Origin of the sequence: Agrococcus sp. SL85 (genome assembly GCF_026625845.1) — a bacterium.
In the GTDB taxonomy this organism is placed as follows: domain Bacteria; phylum Actinomycetota; class Actinomycetes; order Actinomycetales; family Microbacteriaceae; genus Agrococcus.
The window spans coordinates 705,871-727,807 of sequence record NZ_CP113066.1 but is presented as its reverse complement, the minus strand read 5'-3'; the positions used below and the strand labels follow the sequence as shown (position 1 = coordinate 727,807).

Annotated in this window: 16 protein-coding genes; 11 read left to right on the top strand and 5 right to left on the bottom strand. The window is 74.8% G+C overall.

The genetic code is table 11. The features are described from left to right. Nucleotides 1-17 precede the first annotated feature (17 nt). On the top strand, nt 18-647 hold the full coding sequence (locus tag OVA14_RS03470) for a GntR family transcriptional regulator (RefSeq protein ID WP_267504901.1): 630 nt from the start codon (nt 18-20) through the stop codon (nt 645-647). Nucleotides 648-656: 9 nt separating this feature from the next. Here the strand turns inward: OVA14_RS03470 and OVA14_RS03465 are convergent, their stop codons facing one another. Next, nucleotides 657-1,229: a TetR/AcrR family transcriptional regulator gene (locus OVA14_RS03465; protein ID WP_267504900.1), complete on the bottom strand. Its 573-nt coding sequence runs from the start codon at nt 1,227-1,229 to the stop codon at nt 657-659. Between the two features lie 78 nt (nt 1,230-1,307). Here OVA14_RS03465 and OVA14_RS03460 point away from each other — a divergent pair, with 78 nt between their 5' ends. Beyond that, entirely contained in the window at nt 1,308-1,880 is a 573-nt protein-coding gene (locus OVA14_RS03460; RefSeq protein WP_267504899.1) for a dihydrofolate reductase family protein, read from the top strand. On the opposite strand, the gene OVA14_RS03455 is transcribed toward OVA14_RS03460, so the two are convergent. Next, a complete protein-coding gene (locus OVA14_RS03455; RefSeq protein WP_267504898.1) occupies nt 1,877-2,311 on the bottom strand; it encodes a GNAT family N-acetyltransferase in 435 nt (144 codons plus the stop codon). The two genes, OVA14_RS03460 and OVA14_RS03455, sit on opposite strands and share 4 nt — an antisense overlap. A 608-nt stretch (nt 2,312-2,919) precedes the next feature. After that, nucleotides 2,920-3,870 carry a GTP-binding protein gene (locus OVA14_RS03450; protein ID WP_267504897.1) on the bottom strand — a complete coding sequence of 317 codons (951 nt, stop codon included), beginning with the start codon at nt 3,868-3,870 and terminating at the stop codon, nt 2,920-2,922. A 77-nt stretch (nt 3,871-3,947) separates the two neighbouring features. Between OVA14_RS03450 and ykgO the strand changes: the two genes are divergently transcribed. Then, entirely contained in the window at nt 3,948-4,070 is a 123-nt protein-coding gene (ykgO, locus tag OVA14_RS03445) for a type B 50S ribosomal protein L36 (protein WP_267504896.1), read from the top strand. 73 nt (nt 4,071-4,143) lie between these two features. Here ykgO and OVA14_RS03440 read toward each other — a convergent pair whose 3' ends face one another. Next, nucleotides 4,144-4,686 (bottom strand): NYN domain-containing protein, encoded by a 543-nt coding sequence (locus OVA14_RS03440; protein WP_267504895.1) that lies wholly within the window; start codon nt 4,684-4,686, stop codon nt 4,144-4,146. Between the two features lie 91 nt (nt 4,687-4,777). On the opposite strand from OVA14_RS03440, the gene OVA14_RS03435 reads away from it, so the two are divergent. The 6 genes from OVA14_RS03435 to OVA14_RS03410 all read left to right on the top strand — a co-directional run bounded on the left by OVA14_RS03435 (nt 4,778) and on the right by OVA14_RS03410 (nt 9,493). After that, complete coding sequence (locus OVA14_RS03435; RefSeq protein ID WP_267504894.1) at nt 4,778-5,305, top strand: hypothetical protein; 528 nt, start codon at nt 4,778-4,780, stop codon at nt 5,303-5,305. 127 nt (nt 5,306-5,432) lie between these two features. Next, complete coding sequence (locus OVA14_RS03430; protein WP_267504893.1) at nt 5,433-6,347, top strand: ATP-binding cassette domain-containing protein; 915 nt, start codon at nt 5,433-5,435, stop codon at nt 6,345-6,347. Continuing rightward, the gene (locus OVA14_RS03425; protein WP_267504892.1) at nt 6,344-7,192 is read left to right on the top strand and encodes an ABC transporter permease; all 849 of its coding nucleotides are present in this window, start codon (nt 6,344-6,346) and stop codon (nt 7,190-7,192) included. Before OVA14_RS03430 ends, OVA14_RS03425 begins: the two co-directional genes overlap by 4 nt. 11 nt (nt 7,193-7,203) lie before the next feature. Beyond that, nucleotides 7,204-8,460 (top strand): sensor histidine kinase, encoded by a 1,257-nt coding sequence (locus OVA14_RS03420; protein WP_267504891.1) that lies wholly within the window; start codon nt 7,204-7,206, stop codon nt 8,458-8,460. A 53-nt stretch (nt 8,461-8,513) separates the two neighbouring features. Further along, nucleotides 8,514-9,104, top strand: coding sequence for a response regulator (locus tag OVA14_RS03415; RefSeq protein ID WP_420710639.1), 591 nt, complete (start codon nt 8,514-8,516; stop codon nt 9,102-9,104). Beyond that, the gene (locus tag OVA14_RS03410; RefSeq protein ID WP_267504889.1) at nt 9,101-9,493 is read left to right on the top strand and encodes a VanZ family protein; all 393 of its coding nucleotides are present in this window, start codon (nt 9,101-9,103) and stop codon (nt 9,491-9,493) included. The genes OVA14_RS03415 and OVA14_RS03410 overlap by 4 nt, the downstream gene beginning before the upstream one ends. A 4-nt stretch (nt 9,494-9,497) precedes the next feature. Here the strand turns inward: OVA14_RS03410 and ctlX are convergent, their stop codons facing one another. Continuing rightward, nucleotides 9,498-10,547 (bottom strand): citrulline utilization hydrolase CtlX, encoded by a 1,050-nt coding sequence (gene ctlX, locus OVA14_RS03405; RefSeq protein WP_267504888.1) that lies wholly within the window; start codon nt 10,545-10,547, stop codon nt 9,498-9,500. 169 nt (nt 10,548-10,716) lie between these two features. On the opposite strand from ctlX, the gene OVA14_RS03400 reads away from it, so the two are divergent. Beyond that, complete coding sequence (locus OVA14_RS03400) at nt 10,717-12,462, top strand: flotillin family protein (RefSeq protein WP_267504887.1); 1,746 nt, start codon at nt 10,717-10,719, stop codon at nt 12,460-12,462. A gap of 48 nt (nt 12,463-12,510) precedes the next feature. Then, nucleotides 12,511-21,846, top strand: coding sequence for an Ig-like domain-containing protein (locus tag OVA14_RS03395; protein WP_267504886.1), 9,336 nt, complete (start codon nt 12,511-12,513; stop codon nt 21,844-21,846). Nucleotides 21,847-21,937 lie beyond the last annotated feature (91 nt).

Below are 21,937 nucleotides of genomic sequence, written 5' to 3'. Positions count from 1 at the left end.
GGCTGGAGGGAGGCGCCATGGCGACGAGCGTGTACGAGCGCATCCGCGAGGCGATCCTCACCGGCCGCTTCCCCGCCGGCCAGCTGCTGGGCGAGGTGGCGCTCGCCGGTGAGTTCGGCACCTCCCGCACGCCCGTGCGCGAGGCGCTCCACCGGCTCGAGATCGAGCGACTCGTCGAGCGGGCCGCGCGGGGCGTGCGCGTGCGCGCGTCCTCGCCCGAGGAGATCCTCGACATCTACGAGGTGCGGATCACGCTCGAGGGCGCCGCGGCACGCGGTGCTGCGCAGCGGGCGACCGAGCTCGACCTCGTGCGGCTCCGTGCCGCGCAGGAGGCGATGCGCAGGGTCGGCGAGGAGCCGCAGGAGCGTGCGCGGGCGAACCGCGCCTTCCACGAGGCGCTCTGGCAGGCGAGCCACTCGCCGACGCTCGACGACCTCCTGCGGCGGCTCCACGCGCACCTGATCCGCTATCCGACGACCACCCTCACGCACGGCTCCCGCTGGGAGCAGGTGCTCGAGCAGCACGACGCCCTGCTCGCGGCGATCGACGCTCACGACGCGGAGGCCGCGCGGCGCATCGCGGAGGAGCACATGACCGATGCGCGCGATGTGCGCCTCCGGATGTACGCGGAGGGCGACCAGGGGTAGGGCCCGCCCTCACCCCTCCGGCAGCAACCCTGCCACCAGCGCATCCACCACGTCGTCGGTCGGCGTCCCCGCATCGATCGAGGTCGTGAGCCGGTCGAGCACGAGCCCGTCGATCGCGTAGTGGAAGAGCGCGAGCTCCCGCGCACCGCCCGGCAGGCCGGCCGCGGTGTTGAAGGCGACGTCGGCCGCGAAGGCCTCGCGGCGCCACGCGCCCAGCTCCTCCCGCACCTCCGGCCTGCGCGCGGCCTCCAGCCGCAGCTCGAGGAGCGCGAGCGCGAGGTCGGGGGAGGCCGTGAGGCGCCGCACGACGTCGCGGAGGTAGTCGGCGAACAGCGCGCGCGACGGCGCCCGCGCCGAGAGCGCCTCGACCACCGACGGATCCGGCGCGAGGCGCTCGCCGATGCGGTCGACGAGCGCCCGCACGAGCGCGTCGCGGCTGCGCATGTAGTTGGAGGCCGTGCCCACCGGCACGCCGGCCTCCGCATCCACCGCCCGGTGCGTCAGCCCTCGCGCGCCCTCGCGAGCGAGCACCCGCAGCCCCGCATCGGCCAGCGCGCGGCGCCGCTCGTCGTTCCTGGGCATGGCGCGAGCCTAGCGCGACCACGACGGATGTCGTAGTCTCATCGTCGACCACTACGGATGTTGTGAACAGGAGCGAGCATGCGCACCCTCACCTACTACGTCGCCACGAGCCTCGACGGCCGCATCGCAGCCCCCGACGGCGACTTCGGGATGTTCCCTGTCGAGGGCGACCACATGCCCGTGCTGCTGCGCGACTTCGCCGACACCATCCCCGCGCACGTCGCCGGCGCGCTCGGCGTCGAGGCCGACCGCTCGCGCTTCGACACCGTCGTCATGGGACGCCGCACCTACCTGCCGGCGCTCGAGGCGGGCATCGCGAGCCCCTACCCGCACCTGCGTCAGGTGGTGGCCACCCGGCACGGCGGCGACCTCCCGGATGCGATCGAGACCACCGACGACCCGGTCGCCGCGGTCCGCGCGCTCAAGCAGGAGGCCGGATCCGGCATCTGGCTCGCCGGCGGCGGCGAGCTGGCGGGCGCGCTCATCGACGAGATCGACCACCTGATCCTCAAGATCAACCCGCTCGTCATGGGCGCCGGCATCCCGCTCTTCGGCGGCCTCGCCCATGGCGTGCGGCGCTTCGCGCGCACCGGCGTGCGCGCCTTCGCCTCGGGGGTGGTGATCGCGGAGCACGCGCGTGTGCGCGACTAGGCCGCGCCGCCCGGCCGCACCCGCCGCTGCCACGTGGTCCACAGCGGCCGGTGCCCCTGCCGATGCCAGAACGGCACCGACCACGGGTTGCACGCGGAGGCGTCGAGCAGCGTCGCCGCCACGCCCTCGCCGCGCGCGTGCTCGTGCAGCCGCTCCACGAGCGCGCGGCCGACGCCGCCGGAGCGGCGGGAGGCCGTGACGGTCGCGATCCCGAGGTAGGCCGCGGGCGCGAGCGATGTGGCGGGCGCTGCCCAGGCCGAGGTCGCCGCGGGCGAGATCGACGCCCAGCCGAGCACCGCACCGTCGTCGCCCTCGGCCACGAGCGTCCAGCCCTCCGGAGCGGCGAGCGCCTCGGCGGCATAGCCGTCGGCCAGATGCGGCGGGCGCGCGCGCGTGGCGCCGAACGCGACCTCCGTGGCCACGAGGCTCACGGGCGAGCGCGGCCATCGCGGCCGCGTCGTCGGGGCGCGGAGGCCGGATGCGCACGCCCGCAGGCGGCGGTGCGATCGCCTCGATCGCGCGGCTCGGCCGCACCATCGTCGTCGTCGCGGGCGCGAAGCCGCGGTCGAGGAGCGCGAGCGTCGCGGCGCGCGCGACCACGGGCAGACGGAGGCTCCAGGCGCGCTCGCCCTCGGGCCCGGCGAGGGGCACGGGATCGAGCGCGAGCCAGCGGTCGAGCACGTTGCCCACGTCGTCCGCCGTCGCGTCTGCCGCGAGGCGCAGCTGCAGCAGCTCGGCGGTCGAGGCGCTCCAGAGCGAGCGGGCGTCGTCGAGCGGCGTGTGCGCCACGCGGGCGACGCCGAGGGCGCGGCCGCCCGGCGACGCGAAGGAGGCGCGCACGTGCTCGTCGAGCACCGGGGCGGGGATCGCCCCGAGCGCCGGATCCTCGGCCCGGGTCCACGCCGTCATCGCGCGCGAGCGCGCCGCCGCATCCGCGAGGTCGTCCGCCCGCGCGCCCGCGAGTCCGTCGTCCCGCGCATCCGCGCGCGCGTCACCCGGGTCGCCGCTGTCGACGTCGCCTCGCGCGCCCCCGCGTCGCTCAGTGCGCATGCGCGTGCCACTCGGGGAACGGATCGGCGAGCCGGGTCCACGCCTCGGGCCCCGCGGCGAGCTCGTCGTCGTGGAGCGTGGCGACGTCGAGCAGCGACGCGACGGCGGCGCGGTCGAGGTCGACGCCGATGAGCGCGAGCTCCTGCCCGAGCGCCACGGGCAGCGCTCCGGGCTCGGGCTCGGGCAGCGGGTGCAGATCGATCGCGCCGCCCGCCTGGTCCCACAGCGCCATGCGCCCTGGCCGCGAGGCCAGGCACATGAAGCCTGCCGAGCGCACGAGCGCGCCGTGGCGCCCCGCGCCGAGCGTCTCGAGCGCCGCGCGCAGCCGCTCGGGGTGGAACGGGCGGAGGTCGTCGAAGCGCAGCGCCGCGACCCTGGGGTCGGTCATGTGCGGGTCGTGGTCGTCGTTGAGCACGGCGGTCCAGCCGGCGCGGTCGTGCTCGCGCTCGATCGCGCCCATCGCGGGCGCCTCGACGACGCCGCGGTCGAGCCGCAGGCGCGTGCGGGGCGCGAGGTGGCTCACGAGGGTCATGACGATGCTGAGGTCGGCCGTGGCGAGCGGGTGCCAGCGCATGATCGTCACCATCGTCGACTGCTCGAGCTGCTCCACGAGCCGCTGCGCGCGCCAGCAGTCGCACGCCCGCCGCCCGTCGAGCCCGAGCAGCCGCAGCAGCATGCGCGCGTCGACCACCGTCTCGATGGCGCCGAGCTCGTGCTGCGCGTCGGCGGCGAGGGCCACGACGTGGCGCGGGTCGACGGCGCTCGGCACGTCGATGACGAGGGAGCGATCGGCCTCGAGCGCGCGGGCGATGTCGCGCTCGGGCTCCGCGCGCACGCCGGAGGAGGTGACGAGCGTCGTGCGGCTCGCGGCCGAGAGCCGCGCCGCGTGCAGCGCCCGCAGCTCGTCGTGCATGCCCTGCACCATGACCACCGAGTCCATGTCGACCTTCCGTGCTTTACTGAGAACGGTTATCAACTATGGCACAGGTCGCGGACGCGGCCGAGGAAGGAGCCGCCGTGAAGGTCAGGGCATCGCTGAAGTCGCTCGCGAAGCAGCCGGGCGCGCAGGTCGTCAAGCGCCGCGGGCGCATCTACGTCATCAACAAGCGCAACCCGCGCATGAAGGGTCGCCAGGGCTGAGCCGGACGCGGGCGCCGGGCGCGCGGCGGGGCGCCGCTCCCGATCGGGCGCGGGGCTGCAGGGCCGGCGGCCCCTAGAGGAACTCGAGCGGGTCGAACTCGTCGATCGGGATGATCCGCACGCGCGGCAGGTGCGTCTTGAACGCCGCCACGTCGTACTCGAGGTCGAAGAGCTCGACGCCGTCGACGTTCCGCAGGCCTCCGGCCACGAACTCCGAGAAGCCGAGCACGCCTACGCGCCGCTCGCCCTCGGCGAGGCGCGCGAGCTGCGGCACGAAGTCGCCGTCGTGGCTCACGAGCATGACGTCGGCCTCGCGGGCCACGAGCGCCTCCGCCGTGCGCTGGATGGCGATGTCGACGACCTTGCCCTCGCCCTGCAGCGGGATCGGGCGGTAGCCGATCGCGATGAGCGCCTGCACGAACGAGAGCGGCAGCTCGGCGTTCACGGCGAGGAAGAAGAGGCCCTGCACCGGCTGGCGCCACGTCTGCTCGGCGAACGAGAGCACCGTGTTCCAGCGGGGTCGCTCCTCGGGCAGCGGGCGTCGTCCCAGCACCGAGACGCCGAGCGTCGCGTCGATGTTCTCGCCGTCGACGAGCAGGTAGGTGGTGCGGGCCATGAGGCGAGCCTAGGCGACGGGCCGCGGTCCGCCGCTCGGCCCACCTCGCGCCCCGCAGGAGATCCACGGCTCCCGGGCCTACCGTTCGCGCATGAGCACCGAGACCGAGGTCGCCGCCGCGAGCGACCGGCGCGCGATCGCGGCGGTCGGGCAGCGGATCGGCGCGCTCCTGGGCGTGGGCGCGATGCTCGCGGTGACGACCGCGGCGGCCCAGCTGTGGCCGGGGTCGCGCTGGTGCTGGATGGCTGGCTACGAGGCCGGCTACGACGGCCCGACGGGCCCGATCTGCAGCCCGGGACCGGGCGAGGCGATGGCCTGGGTCGGCGCGCTGCCATGGGTCGGCATCGCGCTCTTCGCGGTCGCACTGTGGCTGGGCCTCCGAGCGACCGCGGGCGCAGCCCGTCGCGTGCGCGCGGCGCTCTGGACCGCGGGCACGATCGCGGTCGCGGCGCTGCTCCTCGGCGCCTTCGCCGGCGTCGTCGTCGCGCAGGGCATGCTCGGCCACGACGGCACGCTGCGGCAGCTCATCGCGCTCGGCGTCGGCGCGATCGCGGGTGCTGCCGTCGGCGCGCTCCTCGGCCGCGCGATGTGGCCGCGGCTCGCGCGCCAGGGTGCCTAGGCGCCGACCTCGGCGCCCGCGCGGCACGGCGGTCCCGCACCGCGTGGTACCCGGGTACCACGCGGAGGCCGCGGGGATCCGCCGAGCGACCGACGCGGCCAGCGGCGCTGCCGGGCACGCTGGATGCATGATCGTTGCAGAGCACCTCACGAAGCGCTACGGCGCGAAGCTCGCGGTCGACGACGTCGGCTTCGAGGTCCGCCCGGGCCTCGTCACCGGCTTCCTCGGCCCGAACGGCGCGGGCAAGTCCACCACGATGCGCATGGTCGTCGGCCTCGATCGGCCCGACGCAGGCCGCGTCACCGTCTCCGGCGTCCCCTACCGCGAGCTCCGCTCGCCCCTGTCCGAGGTCGGCGCCCTCCTCGACGCGAAGGCCTGGCACCCGGGCCGCACGGCCGAGCGGCACCTCCTGGGTCTGGCGGCCACGCACGGCATCGGCACGCGGCGCGTGCACGAGGTGCTCGAGCTCACCGGCCTTGAGGGCGTCGCGCGGAAGCGCGTCGGCGGGTTCTCGCTCGGCATGGGCCAGCGGCTCGGCATCGCCGCGGCGCTGCTCGGCGACCCGCACACGCTCATGCTCGACGAGCCCGTCAACGGCCTCGACCCCGAGGGCGTGGCCTGGGTCCGGCGGCTCCTCCGCCAGCTCGCGGGCGAGGGACGCGCCGTGCTGCTGTCGTCGCACCTCATGAGCGAGATGGCGCAGGTCGCCGACCGCGTGGTCGTGCTGGGGCGCGGCCGCGTGCTCGCCGACCAGTCGATCGACGAGATGCTCTCGGAGCAGGGCGGCCGCCGCGTCGTCCTCGTGCGCGGTGCCGGCGTCGAGCGCCTGGCGCAGCTGCTCGCCGCCGAGGAGGTCGCGGTCACGCAGGTCGCGCCCGACGCCGTCGAGGTCGCGGGCGTGCCCGCGCCGCGCATCGCCGAGGTCGCCGTGGGGCACGGCATCGGCATCGAGGAGCTCTCGCCCCGCCGCGCCACCCTCGAGGAGCGCTACATGGCGCTCACCGACGACGCTGTCGAGTACCGGACGGAGGCCCTCCGATGACCATCCAGACCCCTGCCGCGCACGACGCGCGGCGCACCACCTTCCGCGAGACCGCGCACCGGGTCGGCTTCGGCGGCGTCCTGCGCTCCGAGTGGATCAAGCTCACGAGCGTGCGCTCGATCGGCTGGGCCATCGCCGTCGCCGTCGTCATCACCGCCGGGGTCGGGGCGCTCGCCGCCGCCGCGACGCTCGGCAACGCGCCCGAGGGCGCGATCGAGTCGGGCGCGGTGCAGGACCTGCCGGTCGCGAGCTTCGGCGCGTCCGGCCTGCTCGTCTCGCAGCTCGTCTTCGCCGTGCTCGGCGTCATCGCGATCACGGGCGAGTACGGCAGCGGCCAGATCCGATCGAGCCTGACGGCCGTGCCGCGGCGGCTGCCGGTGCTCGGCGGCAAGGCGCTCGTGCTGGGCCTCATCGCCTTCGTGGCGAGCGGCCTGGCGCTCGCGGCGGGCATGGCCGCCACGGTCGGCGTCGCGCTGCTGCAGGGCGTCGAGCTCGACGCCATGCAGCTCGACGCGAGCGTGCCCTTCGCCGTGCTGGGCGGCGCGGTCTACCTGGCGCTCCTCACGGTCTTCTCGCTCGCGGTCGGCGCGCTCGTCCGCTCGGGCGCCGGCGCGATCGCGATCGCCCTGGGCGTGCTGCTCGTGCTGCCCTCGGTCGTCGGCCTCATCCCGCTCGAGTGGGTGCAGGAGGCCGCGCCGTACCTGCTGCCGAACGCGGGCCTGACCGTGGCCATGCCCGGGCTCGAGCCCGGGGGCGACTTCTGGCGCGCCCTCGCGACGACGGCCGCGTGGCCCGCCGTCGCGCTGCTCGGCGCCGCCGCGGCGATGGCTCGACGCGACGCGTAGGCTCGGCCGACGTGAGCACCGCGCAGGGACCCGCCGGCGACGCCGGCGGGTCCCTGCCGCTGCCTCGGCCGCCCGGCGTCGTCCGGCGCTTCGGCATCGCGCATCCGGCAGCCGTCGATCGGATGCTCGCGGTCGCGGCCGCGCTCCCGACGCTCGCGATCGGGACGATCGTCGCGGTCGTCGACGACGGGATGCGGCTCGACGGGCTCTGGATGGTGCTCGGCTCGGTGCTCGCGGGCGTCGCGCTCCTCCAGCGCCGCCGCTGGCCGCTCGCGGTCGTCGTCGCGTGCGCGGTGCTCTCGGCGATCCCGTCGGGCGTCGCCGCGGGCGCCTTCCTCGCGATTCACGTGGCCCTGTACTCGGTCGGCGCCCACGCCCGAGCCCTGCTGGGCTGGATCGGCGTCGCCGTCGCGGCCGCCGGCTCGGTCGTCGGCGCCGTCGTGCTGCAGGTGCTGGAGCCCGGCATGCTCGGGCCGGTCGTCTCGGTGAACCTGCTCGCGATCGCCTCGTTCGTCGTGGCGATGCTGCTCGGCACCTCGGTGCGCGCCCGGCGAGCGTACGTCGAGGCCCTCATCGCCCGCGCCCATGACATCGAGCGCGGCCGCGACCAGCAGGCGCAGCTCGCGGTGGCCGCCGAGCGCGCCCGGATCGCGCGCGAGATGCACGACGTCGTCAGCCACGGGCTCACCGTCATGGTGACGCTCGCCGAGGGCTCCGCGGCGCAGTCGGCGCGCGACGCCGACCGCGCCGCCGAGACCATGCGGCGCGTGGCCGACACGGGGCGCGAGTCGCTCGCCGAGATGCGGAGGCTCCTGGGCGTGCTGCGCGAGCCGGGCGGCGGCGGCGATCGTGCGCCGCAGCCCGCGGCCGGCGACCTCCAGGCGCTCGTCGCCTCGTTCCGCGACGCCGGCCTGCCGGTGCGGGTCACGACCTCCGGCGCCGCGATCGACGATCCGGCGCTCGCCCTCACCGTGCACCGCATCGTGCAGGAGGCGCTGACCAACGTGCTGCGGCACGCCTCCGACGCGCGCCACGTATCGGTCGTCGTCGAGCGCGGACCGGAGGCGGTGCGCGTCGAGGTGCTGGACGACGGCGCGGGCGCGGCCGGCGCGACGACGGGCGCGGGGCGGGGCATCGTCGGCGTGCGCGAGCGCGCCGCGCTGTTCGCCGGGTCGGTCGAGACCGGCCCCAGGCCGTCCGGCGGCTGGCGCCTCGCGGCGCTGCTGCCCGCGCCCGGCGGCGCGCGCGAGGAGGAGGGGCGGCCGTGACCATCCGGATCGGCATCGTCGACGACCAGTCGCTCGTGCGCCTCGGGTTCCGCATGGTGCTCGACGCCGAGGAGGGCGTGGAGGTCGTGGGCGAGGCCGCGGACGGCCTCGCGGCCGTCGAGCTCGCGGCCCGCGGCTGCATCGACGTGCTGCTCATGGACGTGCGGATGCCGGGCCTCGACGGCATCGGCGCGACCGAGCGGATCACCGCGACCGGCCCGCTGCCGCGGGTGCTCGTGCTCACGACCTTCGACCTCGACGAGCACGCCTACGCGGCGCTGCGGGCCGGCGCGAGCGGGTTCCTGCTGAAGGACGCGAGGCCCGCGGAGCTCGTCGCCGCGATCCGCGCGGTGCACGCGGGCGACGCCGCGCTCGCCCCCACCGTGACCCGCCGCATGCTCGAGCGCTTCTCGGCGCCGCCTCCCGCGCGGGACGACGCGGCGCTCGGCGCCCTGACGCCCCGCGAGCGGGAGTTCCTGGTGGCGGTGGCGGAGGGGCTCACGAACGACGAGCTCGCCGCCCGCTTCGCGCTCTCGGAGTCGACGGTGAAGACGCACGTCGGTCGGCTGCTGCGCAAGCTCGACGCGCGCGACCGGGTGCAGCTCGTCATCCTCGCCTACGAGCTGGGGCTGGTCGGGCGGTGAGCCGCCGCGCACCGTCCGTCGGGCGCCGCCGGCCGTGGGCGGCGCTGCTCGTGCTCGCCCTCGCCGTGCAGCTCGTGGTGCTCTACCTGCCGTCGCCGCCGTCGACCGGCGCGGGCGTCCCGCACCTCGACAAGCTCGTGCACGCCGCCGTGTTCGCCGCGCCCGCGCTCGCGGCGGTGCTCGCGGGCATCCGCCCCCGGTTCGTGCTGCTGGTGCTGGGCGCGCACGCGCTCGGCTCCGAGGTGCTGCAGCACCTGGTGCTGCCGGAGCGCTCGGGCGACCCGTGGGATGCCGTGGCAGACCTGGCTGGGCTCGTGCTCGGGCTGTGGGCGGGCGTCCGCGCGGCCGGTGCCGGCGGCCGGGCCGGGCGCGAGGGGAGGATGCGCTGAGGCGCTAGCCCGCGACGGTCACGCCGGGCACGGGCTCCGCGGCGGCCTCCGCGCCGTCCATCGTCTCGGGCTCCTCGGCGATCGCCTCGACCGCGTCGGTGAGCTCCGGGGTGCGCGCCGGCCGCGCGTCGAGGTGGATGCCCGCGATCATGCAGCGCACCGAGCCGCCCGCCAGCTCGATCGTGGGGATGTCGATCGCGACGATCTCGCACGACTCCTCGATGATCGCCACCTGCTCGGGGGTCAGCGAGCGCCGCGCGCGCCCCGACATCGCCATGATCGTGCGACGCCGGCCGTCCGGCCAGCGGCCCACGAGCTCCACGGCGTTGCCGGCGAACTCCCGCACCTGCGCCTCCGTCAGCTCGACGACGCGGCGGCCGTGCACCGCCAGCCGCTCGCGCACCTCCTCGCGGCGCCGCGCGTCCGGGATCATCCCCAGCGCGAAGAGCGCGACGTCGGTGCCCACGCAGGCGATGACGTTCGTGTGGTAGACCGGCACGCCGTCCGAGTCGACGGCGTCGAAGACCATCGGCTCGTAGCCGAAGTCGGTGCAGAAGCGCTCGAGCACGTGGGTGTCGGCGCGGTGGCTGCGCGCCATGTAGGCCACGCGCGAGACGTGGTCGAGCACCATGGCGCCCGTGCCCTCGAGGAAGATGCCGTCGGGCTCGAGGCCGGAGTAGTCGACGACCACCTGCACCCGGTACGTGCTCTTCAGCATCTCGAGCACGTCGGCGCGGCGCTCGTGGCGGCGGTTGGAGGCGTACATCGGGTAGACGGCGACCATGCCGCCCGCGTGGGTCGAGAGCCAGTTGTTGGGGAAGACGCTGTCGGGGCGCGTGTGGTCCTCGTCCTCGAAGACGTGGACGGTGACGCCCGCCGCGCGGAGCGCGTCGGCGACGGCGTCCATCTCGGCGAGCGCGCCCGCGGCGACGGCTGCTGCGGTCTCGCCCGCATCCGGCTCGGCCTGGAAGGCGTTGTCGGCCGCGGTCGCGGGATTGGGGCGGAACCGCAGGGCGCGGACGAGGATGACGGATTCGGGTGCGACGGCGCTCACGACGCCGAATGTAGCGGCGGCGGCGCGCGGCTTCCGTGCGTGCGCGCACGCCGCGTGCGCGGCCGACACGCCGCGGCGGGCTTCCCTCAGCATCCGGACCTAGGTTCGGCTTCGTCCCCACCGCAGGCGCGCACCGCGCCGCCCGCACCCCGCACCAGAGGAGCCCCCCATGGACCCCTTCGCCCTCCTGCCCACCGTCGGCCTCATCGCGGCGGGCGCGCTCGTCGTCATCGTGCTCGTCTCGATCGTCATCCGCCGCTACCGGATCGCCGAGCCCGACGAGGCGATCATCGTCACCGGCCGCCGCGGCCGGTACATCAAGGACGCCGCGGGCCAGGACATCGCCGACCTGTCGGGCCAGAAGGTCGTGACGGGCGGCGGCGTCTTCGTGCTGCCGTTCGTGCAGAAGGCCTTCGTCATGGAGCTGCGGTCGCGGCGCCTGCTCTTCAACACCACGGCGCAGACGAAGAACGGCATCACGATCCACGCGCAGGCGGTCGCCGTGATCAAGGTCGGCGGCAGCGAGGAGATGATCCGCAACGCCGCGCAGCGCTTCCTGTCGCAGCAGGAGGAGATCGAGTCGTCGACGCAGGAGGTGCTCTCGGGCTCGCTGCGCGGCATCATCGGGCAGCTCACCGTGCTCGACATCATCCACGACCGCAAGGCGCTCGCGGATGCGGTGCTCCAGGCGGCGGAGGATGCGCTGACGAAGCAGGGGCTCGTCGTCGACACCCTGCAGATCCAGGAGATCAACGACAACCAGAACTACATCGCCAACCTCGGCGTGCCCGAGTCGGCGGCCGTGCAGCGCGCGGCGGCGATCGCGAACACGGAGGCCCAGAAGGCGTCCGAGCAGGCGTCCATCGAGGCGAAGAAGCAGATCCTCGAGGCGAACCGCGTGCTGAAGCTGCAGGAGGCGGCCGTGCAGGCCGAGACCGACAAGGCGCTCGCGCAGGCCTCGGCGGCGAAGCCGCTCGAGGACGCCGTGCAGCGACAGGCGATCGTGCAGCAGGAGGAGATCACCGCGCAGCGCGAGACGGAGCTCAAGGAGCAGCGCCTGAACGCCGAGGTCCGCAAGGTCGCCGACGCCGAGTCGTACCGCATCCAGGTCACCGCGGAGGCGAACGCGAAGGCGCGGGCGACGGAGGCGAACGCCGACCGCACGGCGCGTGAGGCGCGCGCCGAGGCCTCGAAGGCCGAGGGCGCCGCGGAGGCCTCGGTCACCGAGGCCCGAGGCAACGCGCAGCGCACCGCGCGCATCGCAGCGGCAGAGGCCGCGAAGGCGGAGGGCGAGGCGGAGGCCGTGGCCACCGAGGCGCGCGGTCGCGCCGAGGCGGCGTCGATCGGCGCGCGAGGCATCGCGGAGGGCGACGCGATCGCCGCGCGCGCGAAGGCGCTCGACGAGAACGGCCAGGTCGTGCTCGCGCAGGAGCTCATGAAGGTGCTCCCGCAGGTGGCCGAGGCGTTCGCGAAGGCCTACGCCTCCTCGAGCATCACGGTGGTGTCGACGGACGGCACCAATCGCCTCACGAGCGACATGGTGGGCAACATGGCATCGATGACCCAGATGATGAAGGACGCCACGGGCATCGACCTGCAGCAGGTGATCAACGCCAACGCCCAGGGGAGCGCCGCGGGCGCCGCCGTCGCGCGCGCCTCCGACGGCCGGGGAGGGCCGCCGGTGCCGGGGCCGAGGAGTCGGCCGTCGCGGCGATGCCGGCGCCGTCCGAGGGCTGACGGACCGGAGGCGGAGGCCCGGCCGCGTCGCGCGGCCGGCCTCCGCTCAGCTGTGATGGATCCGGGTTCCGGCTCCGCTTCGCGAGCGAACGGTACACCCCGTCACTGGGCGACACACCCTGGTGCGCAATCGGAAAGTTTGTCTACTCTGATGCTTGTTGATCGTCGCGTGCCCTGACCCTCGCTTCGGTTCGAGCCCTACGAGTCCCTGAGCACGGAGTCACAAGTGCGACACGCAGCAGACCGATCCTCGTCCCGTCGCGCCCTCACGGGTGCCAAGCGACTGCTGGCAGGGGCGCTGTCGACGCTCCTCGTCGCCGGCGGCCTCGTCGCCGTCTCGGTGACGGCGCCGACCGCGGCGAACGCGGCGCCGCCGCTCAACGCGGCCGGCTTCGTGTACGCCACCGCCGGAAAGGACGTCTACCGGATCAACACCGCCTCCGGCGCCGCCACGCTCGTGACGACGGCGGGCGGCACGACGATCGCGCCCTCGCCCGCGCAGGTCACCACGATCAACCAGCTCGCGATCTCGACGAGCCCGACGTCGCCCGCGGCCCGCGGCGCGACCGCGTTCTGGATCGAGCGCCAGGTGCGCACGGGGCAGACCGAGTTCCAGCTCGTCGAGTACGACCTCGCCACCGAGACCCGGACGAACACGACGACGGTGCCGAACGACGGGATCGGCGGCCAGACGATGGGCGGCTTCGACCCCGCGACGAACTCGTACGTCTTCGGCTCGATGAACGGCACGACGCTCAACCTGCGCACGTACGACGCGGGCACCAACACGCTGAGCCCCACGACGATCTCGGTCACCCTCGAGGGCGCACCGGGGGCGAACGGCGACCTCGCCTTCGGCAACGGCGGCACGCTCTACGTCGTCGCCGGCGCGGCGACCGAGAGCCCGGGCGCGCAGCTCTACCGCGTCACCGGCGGCATCACGAGCGGCAACCTGCAGGTCTCCCCGCTCGGCGACGCCATCCCGCAGCAGGCCGTCAACTCGATCGCCTTCGGCACCGACGGCTACCTCTACCTCGGCAGCAACCAGGGCATCTCCCGCGTGCACCCCTCGAGCGGCGACCGCCTGCCGCTCTCCGGCGGCTCGGCGAGCCCGACCGCGGTGCGCGCGGGCGCCACGACGCTCGGCGTCTCCGACTTCGCCTCCTCGGCCACGCCCTACTCGGTCTCGGCCGTCATCGACCAGACGCCCATCGAGGACCCGCCCGGCACCCCGCTGCCCGACGAGCACGTCGTCACCATCGGCGGCGGCCAGATCCCCGACGGCGGCCCCGGCACCACGGGCGGCACCGAGAACGGCACCGCCGGACCCGTCATCGTGCTGCCCGGCGACGACATCGAGGTCGTGCAGACGCCCGCCCCCGACAACGTGACGCCCGACTCCGACTACGCCAAGGCGTGGACCTGCACCACCCGCGACGGCACCGTCGTCTCGAGCGGCTTCGGCGACACCGCGAGCTTCACGGTGCCCGAGCGCACCGACGGCATCGGCGAGAACGTGACCTGCCAGTTCACGACGGTCGAGGCGATCAGCCAGGTCGAGCTCTCGAAGTCGGCCTCGCCCGACGTCGTCACGGCCATCGGCCAGACCATCACCTACACGCTCACCGCGTCGAACACCGGCAACGTGCCTGCTACGGGCGTCACGATCGCCGACCCGATGCCCGGCCTCTCGGCCCTCTCCTGCACGCCCGCGCAGCCGTCGACGCTGAACCCCGGCGCGAGCATGAGCTGCACCGCGACCCGTCCGGCGACCGCCGCCGACTTCGAGGGCACGGGCACCATCTCGAACACCGCCACGCTCGACTACACGACGCAGCAGGGCGACTTCGACGACACCGCGACCGAGGAGGTCACGCCCGACCGCAGCGCCCCGGCTCCCGTCGACGACACCGAGGGCCCCGTCGCGATCGGCAGCCCGGCCGTCGTCGACGTCGTCGGCAACGACGGCACCGTCGACCCGACGACCGTCCGCATCCTGCCGCCCGGCGGCGGCGCGCCCACCACGACCTACGGCGTGCCCGGTGAGGGCACGTGGACGGTCGACCCCGAGACGGGCGCCATCACCTTCACGCCCGAGGACGGCTTCTCGGGCGACCCCACGCCCATCGAGTACGACGTCGCCGGCCTCAACGGCGTGCGCGCCTCGGCGACCGTGACGGTCGACTACGCGCCCGGCGCGCAGGACGACCAGAACGAGGTCCCCGGCACGCTCGGCCAGCCCGTCACCGTGCCGATCCTCGACAACGACCAGGGCGGCGCGGTGCCCGGCACCGTCGCGCTCGTCGACCCGACGACGGGCGACCCGCTCGCGCCGGGCGCCCCGCTCGTCGTCGACGGCGAGGGCACCTGGACGATCGACCCGGCCACGGGCGACGTCACCTTCACGCCCGCCGAGGGCTTCGAGGGCGACCCGACGCCGGTCGACTACGTGGTCGAGGACGCCCAGGGCAACCAGGCCACCGGCACCGTCACCGTCGTCTACGCCCCCGAGGCGCAGCCCGACTCGCTCGGCGCGCAGGTCCCCGGCGAGAGCGCCACGGTCGACCCGCTCGCGAACGACCGCGGCACCGTCGACCCGGACACCTTCGCCTTCGTCGACCCGGCCACGGGCGATCCCCTCGCGCCCGGCGCGCCCCTCACGGTGCCCGGCGAGGGCCAGTGGACCTGGGTGCCCGGCACCGGCGTGGTGTTCGTGCCCGAGGAGGGCTTCCTCGACGACCCGACGCCCGTCGACTACGTCGTGAGCGGCCCTGGCGGCGAGACCGGCAGCACGATCGAGATCGACTACGTCTCGATCGCCGTCGACGACGCCGACTACGGCAACACGATCGGCGACGACGTCGTCGTGCCCGTCCTCGAGAACGACCGCGGCCCCTTCCTGCCGACCTCGATCGAGCTCTTCGACCCGGCGACGAGCACCTGGCTCGCCGCCGGCGAGACGCTCGTGGTGCCCGGCGAGGGCCAGTGGGTCATCGACCAGGCGGCCGGCACGGTCACCTTCCAGCCCGAGGACGGCTTCCTCGTCGACCCCACGATCGTGCAGTACCGCGCGACCGACGAGGACGGCGCCACCGCCGAGGCGTCGATCGACGTGCGCTACGTGCCGACGACGACCGATGACGTCGCCGTCGACCCCGCCACCGGCGAGGACGCCGTGATCGGCGTCGACGCGGTCGCGCCCGGCGTGCTCGCGAACGACACGGGCGTCTTCGACGCCGACTCCTTCCGCTTCGTCACGCCCGGCACCGGCGCGCTCGTCGAGGTGCTGGTCGTCGACGGCCAGGGCACCTGGACGTACGACGCGGCGGCGGACGCTGCGACGTTCTCGCCCGCCGAGGGCTACGAGGGCGACCCGAGCCCGGTGGAGTACGAGGTCACCGACGTGACCGGCGACGTCGTGCGCGGCACGATCAGCGCCAACTACGTGCCGCTCGCGCAGGACGACCTCTCGTCGCCCAACGCGATCGGCGAGACGGTGACGGTCGACGTGCTCGGGAACGACGGCGGCGAGCTCGACGAGGCCAGCCTCGTGCTCATCGACCCCGTCTCGGGCGACCCGCTCGCCGCCGGCGAGACCGTCGTCGTGCTCGGCCAGGGCGAGTGGAGCGTCGTCGGCGGCCAGGTCGTCTTCACGCCCATCGAGCGCTACGAGGGCGACCCGAGCCCCATCCGCTACCAGGTGGCCGACCTCTCGGGCGACACCACCACGGCCGAGGTGCGCGTCAACGTCGTGCCCGAGGTCTTCCCGAAGACCATCGTCGACGGCGCGATCGGCGAGCCGGTCGTCGTCGACATCCTGGGCGACGACCGAGGCGCCGACCGCGGCGTGCTCGACCCCGCATCGGTCGCGATCGTCGACCCGACCACGGGCGAGCCGCTCGCCCCCGGCGCGCAGCTCGTCGTGCCCGGCGAGGGCGTCTGGACGATCGACCCGTCCACCGGTGCCATCACCTTCACGCCCGAGGACGGCTTCGAGGGCGACCCGACGACCATCGAGTACGTGGTCTCGGACCTCTCGGGCGACCAGGTGCGCACGAGCCTCACCGTCGACTACGCCCCCGCGGCCGTCGCCGACGAGGACCTCGGCAACACGATCGGCGAGGCGGTCGAGGTCGACGTGCTCGGCAACGACGTGGGCGTCCTCGACCCCACGACGGTCGCGATCGTCGACCCCGCCACGGGTGAGCCGCTCGCCGACGGCGCGCCGCTCGTCGTGCCCGGCGAGGGCGAGTGGACGATCGACCCGGCCACGGGCGCGATCACGTTCACGCCGGAGGCCGGCTTCCTCGTCGACCCCACGATCATCGAGTACGTGGTCCGCGATCGCTCCGGCTCGCTCACGAGCCCGGTGACGGTCACCGTGACCTACGTGCCCTCCACGACCGACGACGTCGCGGTCGACCCCGTGACCGGCGAGGACGCGCTCGTCGGCGGCATCGCCGTGGCCGCAGGCGTGCTCGGCAACGACACGGGCGAGTTCGACGCCACGACCTTCCGCTTCGTCACCCCCGGCTCCGGCGCGCTCGTCGAGCAGCTGGTGGTCGAGGGCGAGGGCACGTGGAGCTACGACGCGGAGACCGACAGCGCGACCTTCGCGCCCGCCGACGGCTTCGAGGGCGACCCGACCCCTGTCGTCTACTCGATCACCGACGTCACGGGCGACACCGTGACGGCCACGATCTCGGCGAACTACCGGCCGCTCGGCGCCGACGACGCGAACGCGACGCCCGGCACCATCGGGCAGCCGGTCGTGATCGACGTGCTCGCGAACGATGCGGGCGACCTCGACCCCGCGACCGTCGCCATCGTCGACCCCGCCTCGGGCGAGCCGCTCGCCCCCGGCGCGCAGCTCGTCGTGCCCGGCGAGGGCGTCTGGACGATCGACCCGGCGACGGGCGCGATCACCTTCACGCCGGAGGACGGCTTCGAGGGCGACCCGACCCCGATCGACTACGTCGTCGAGGACCGCTCGGGCGACGTCACGGGCGGCCGGGTCACGGTCGACTACGCGCCGACCGCGCAGGACGACCTCGTCACCGAGGTCGACGGTCAGCCGATCGTGCCCGGCACGACGGTGACGGTGCCCGTGCTCGCCAACGACGCCGGCGCCCTCGTGCCCGGCAGCGTCGCGATCATCGACCCGACGACGGGCGAGCCGCTCGCTCCCGGCGCACCGCTCGAGGTGCCCGGCGAGGGCACGTGGACGGTGGAGCCGTCCACGGGCGACATCACGTTCACGCCCGAGGAGGGCTTCGAGTCCGACCCGACCCCGATCGACTACGAGGTGCGCGACGAGTCCGGCACGCCCGGCCGCGCCACCGTCGAGATCGACTACGCCCAGGCCGCGGCCGACGACCGCTCCGCCGACACGGCCATCGGCCAGCCGGTGACGATCGACGTGCTCGCGAACGACACGGGCGACCTCGTCCCCGGCACGGTCGCGATCATCGACCCGGCCACGGGCGAGCCGCTCGCACCGGGCGCACCGCTCGAGGTGCCCGGCGAGGGCACCTGGACGGTCGACCCGGCGACGGGCGCGATCACGTTCACGCCCGAGGACGGCTTCGAGGGCGACCCCACGCCCATCCGCTACCAGGTGGAGGACGCGGCGGGCGACGTCGTGTCGGCCGAGGTCGTCGCCAACTACCTGCCGGAGGCCCAGGACGACCGCTCCGCGGACACGCCCATCGGCCAGCCGGTGACGATCGACGTGCTCGCGAACGACGCCGGCGGCCTCGTCCCCGGCACGGTCGCGATCGTCGACCCGACCACGGGCGAGCCCCTCGCCCCGGGTACGCCGCTCGAGGTGCCCGGCGAGGGCACGTGGACGGTCGACCCGGCGACGGGCGCGATCACGTTCACGCCCGAGGACGGCTTCGAGGCCGACCCGACGCCGATCCGCTACGTCGTGGAGGACGCCAGCGGCGACGTGACGGGCGCCGAGGTCGTCGCGAACTACGTCCCGGTCGCGGCCGACGACGCGTCGACGGGCAACACGATCGGCGAGCCCGTCACGATCGACGTGCTCGAGAACGACGCGAGCTCGCTGCTTCCGGGGACGGTCGCGATCATCGACCCGGCCGCGGGCGAGCCGCTCGCCGTGGGTGCGCCGCTCGAGGTGCCCGGCGAGGGCACGTGGACGGTCGACCCGGCGACGGGCGCGATCACGTTCACGCCCGAGGACGGCTTCACCGCCGACCCGACGCCCATCGAGTACCAGGCGGCCGACGCCTCCGGCGACACCGCCACCGCGACGGTCACGGTCGGCTACGTGCCGGTCGCGGCCGACGACCGCCTCGACGGCAACACCATCGGCGCCCCCGCCGTGGTCGACGTGCTCGCGAACGACCAGGGCGGCCTGCTGCCCGGCACCGTGGCGCTCATCGACCCCGTGACGGGCGAGCCGCAGGAGCCCGGTGCGCCGCTCACGGTGCTCGGCCAGGGCACGTGGACGATCGACCCGGCCACGGGTGCGATCACCTTCACGCCCATCGCCGGCTACGAGGGCGACCCCAGCCCCGTGGGCTACCAGGCCGCCGACGCCTCGGGCGAGACGGCGCAGGCCACCGTCACCGTGACCTACCTGCCGGTCGCGGTCGACGACGAGTCGCGGGGCAACGCCGCGGGCGAGCCGACCACGGTCGACGTGCTCGCGAACGACGCGGGCGTCCTCGACCCCGCGACGGTCGCGATCGTCGACCCCGCGACGGGCGAGCCCCTCGCACCGGGCGCGCCGCTCGAGGTCCCCGGCCAGGGCACGTGGACGATCGACCCGGCGACGGGCGCGATCACCTTCACGCCCGCCGAGGGCTTCCAGGTCGACCCGACGCCGATCGGCTACGTGGTCGAGGACGCCTCGGGCGACCGGACCGGTGCCACCGTGACCGTCGACTACGCCGCTGCGGCGCTCGACGACGAGTCGTTCGGCAACGCGATCGGCACCGCGGTGACGGTCGACGCGCTCGCGAACGACGTGGGCGAGCTCGACCCGGCGACCGTGGCGCTCGTCGACCCCGCGACGGGCGAGGCGCTGCCCGCCGGCGAGGCGCTCGTCGTCGACGGCGAGGGCACGTGGACGATCGAGCCGGCGACGGGCGCGATCACGTTCACCCCCGCCGACGGCTTCGAGGGCGACCCGACCCCGGTCGACTACCAGGTCACCGAGGCATCCGGCGAGGTGCTGCAGGCGACGGTCACGATCGGCTACCTGCCGATCGCGGTCGACGACGAGTCGCTCGGCAACGCCCTCGGCGATGCCGTGACGGTCGACGTCCTCGCGAACGACCGCGGCGACCTCGACCCGGCGACGGTGGCGATCATCGACCCGGCGACGGGCGAGCCGCTGCCCGCGGGCCAGGAGCTCGTGGTCCCCGGCGAGGGCACGTGGACGATCGACCCGGCGACGGGCGCGATCACGTTCACACCCGAGGCCGGATACGAGGGCGACCCCACCCCGATCGGCTACCAGGTCGAGGACCGCTCCGGCGACGTCGCGCAGGCGACGGTGACGGTCGGCTACCTCGCGACCGCGATCGACGACGAGTCGCTCGGCAACGCCATCGGCGAGGCCGTGACGGTCGACGTCCTGGCGAACGACGGCGGCGACCTCGACCCGGCGTCGGTGGCGATCATCGACCCGGCGACGGGCGAGCCGCTGGCCGCGGGCCAGGAGCTGGTCGTGCCCGGCGAGGGCACGTGGACGGTGGACCCGGCGACGGGCGCGATCACCTTCACGCCGGAGGCCGGCTTCGAGGGCGACCCCACGCCCATCGAGTACCAGGTCTCCGACGGGTCGGGCGACACCGACCGCGCCACGGTGACGGTGGGCTACCTGCCCGTCGCCGCCGACGACGCGGCGACCGCCGAGACGATCGGCCAGCCGGTCACGGTCGACGTCCTCGCGAACGACCGCGGCGACCTCGACCCGGCGACGGTGGCGATCATCGACCCGGCCACGGGCGAGCGGCTGCCGGCGGGCCAGGAGCTCGTGGTCCCCGGCCAGGGCACCTGGACGGTCGACCCGGCGACGGGCGCGATCACCTTCACGCCGGAGGCCGGCTTCGAGGGCGACCCGACGCCGATCGGCTACGAGGTCGAGGACCGCTCCGGCGACCCGACCCGCGCCGAGGTGTCGATCGACTACCCGCAGGCCGCCGCCGACGACGAGTCGCTCGGCAACACCATCGGCGAGGCCGTGACGGTCGACGTCCTGGCGAACGACACCGGCGACCTCGACCCGGCCACGGTCGCGATCGTCGACCCGGCGACGGGCGCTGCGCTGCCCGCGGGTCAGCCGCTGGCCGTGGCGGGCGAGGGCGTGTGGACGATCGACCCGGCGACGGGCGCGATCACCTTCACGCCGGAGGAGGGCTTCGAGGGCGACCCGACGCCGATCGGCTACCAGGTGGCAGACCGCTCGGGCGACGTCGTCGCCGCGACCGTGACCGTCGACTACACGCCGGTGGCGAACGACGACGAGTCGCTCGCGAACGAGCAGGGCACCGCGGTGACGGTCGACGTGCTCGCGAACGACACCGGAGCCTTCGACCCGGCGAGCGTGCGCATCGTCGACGGCGAGGAGCTCGTGACCGAGCTCGTCGTGCCGGGCGAGGGCACGTGGACGGTCGACCCGGCGACGGGCGCGATCACGTTCACGCCGGAGGCCGGCTTCGAGGGCGACCCGACGCCGATCGCCTACCAGGCGACGGACGCCGACGGCGAGACGGCGCAGGCCACGGTGACGATCACGTACGGCGCGACCGCGGTCGACGACGCCTCGCTCGGCAACGAGCGCGGCACGGCCGTGACCGTCCCGGTGCTCGCGAACGACCTCGGCGACTTCGACCCGGCGAGCGTGCGCATCGTCGACGGCGAGGAGCTCGTGACCGAGCTCGTCGTGCCGGGCGAGGGCACGTGGACGGTCGACCCGGCGACGGGCGCGATCACGTTCACGCCGGAGGCCGGCTTCGAGGGCGACCCGACGCCGATCGCCTACCAGGCGACCGACGCCACGGGCGACACGGCCCGAGCCACGGTGACCATCACCTACCTGCCGCAGGCGAACGACGACGCGTCGCTCGACAACGCGCAGGGCACGTCGGTGACGGTCGACCCGCTCGCGAACGACCTCGGCGACCTCGACCCGACCACGGTCGAGCTGCTCGACCCGGCCACGGGCGAGTGGGGCACCACGGTCGTCGTCGACGGCGAGGGCACGTGGACGGTCGACCCGGCGACGGGCGCGATCACCTTCACGCCCGAGGCCGACTTCGAGGGCGACCCGACGCCGATCGAGTACCGGGTGGCCGACCGCGCGGGCAACCGCACCTCGGCGACGGTGACGGTCACCTACGCCGCGGTCGGCGGCCAGCCGGAGGAGCCGGGCGAGCCCGGCCAGCCGGGCCAGCCGGGCCAGCCCGGCGGCGATGACGACGACCTGCCCCGCACGGGCGGCGACGTGCCGCTCCTGGTGCTGGCGCTCGGCATGGCGCTGACGGCGGCGGGTGCGCTGCTGCTCGGCCGTCGACGCCGGGAGGTCTGACCCGCACGACGACGCGAGGCCCCGGGAGCGATCCCGGGGCCTCCGCCGTGCTCGCCCGGCGACGCGCTGCGCGGGCCGCCGGGCTCGCCGC

Bases quoted from the DNA above. Each gene is read 5' to 3' on its own strand.
- OVA14_RS03465 (WP_267504900.1), bottom strand. From the start codon at position 1,229: ATGCCCAGGAACGACGAGCGGCGCCGCGCGCTGGCCGATGCGGGGCTG.
- OVA14_RS03440 (WP_267504895.1), bottom strand. From the start codon at position 4,686: ATGGCCCGCACCACCTACCTGCTCGTCGACGGCGAGAACATCGACGCG.
- OVA14_RS03425 (WP_267504892.1), top strand. From the start codon at position 6,344: ATGACCATCCAGACCCCTGCCGCGCACGACGCGCGGCGCACCACCTTC.
- OVA14_RS03450 (WP_267504897.1), bottom strand. From the start codon at position 3,870: ATGGACTCGGTGGTCATGGTGCAGGGCATGCACGACGAGCTGCGGGCG.
- OVA14_RS03460 (WP_267504899.1), top strand. From the start codon at position 1,308: ATGCGCACCCTCACCTACTACGTCGCCACGAGCCTCGACGGCCGCATC.
- OVA14_RS03435 (WP_267504894.1), top strand. From the start codon at position 4,778: ATGAGCACCGAGACCGAGGTCGCCGCCGCGAGCGACCGGCGCGCGATC.
- OVA14_RS03400 (WP_267504887.1), top strand. From the start codon at position 10,717: ATGGACCCCTTCGCCCTCCTGCCCACCGTCGGCCTCATCGCGGCGGGC.
- OVA14_RS03415 (WP_420710639.1), top strand. From the start codon at position 8,514: ATGGTGCTCGACGCCGAGGAGGGCGTGGAGGTCGTGGGCGAGGCCGCG.
- OVA14_RS03430 (WP_267504893.1), top strand. From the start codon at position 5,433: ATGATCGTTGCAGAGCACCTCACGAAGCGCTACGGCGCGAAGCTCGCG.
- OVA14_RS03470 (WP_267504901.1), top strand. From the start codon at position 18: ATGGCGACGAGCGTGTACGAGCGCATCCGCGAGGCGATCCTCACCGGC.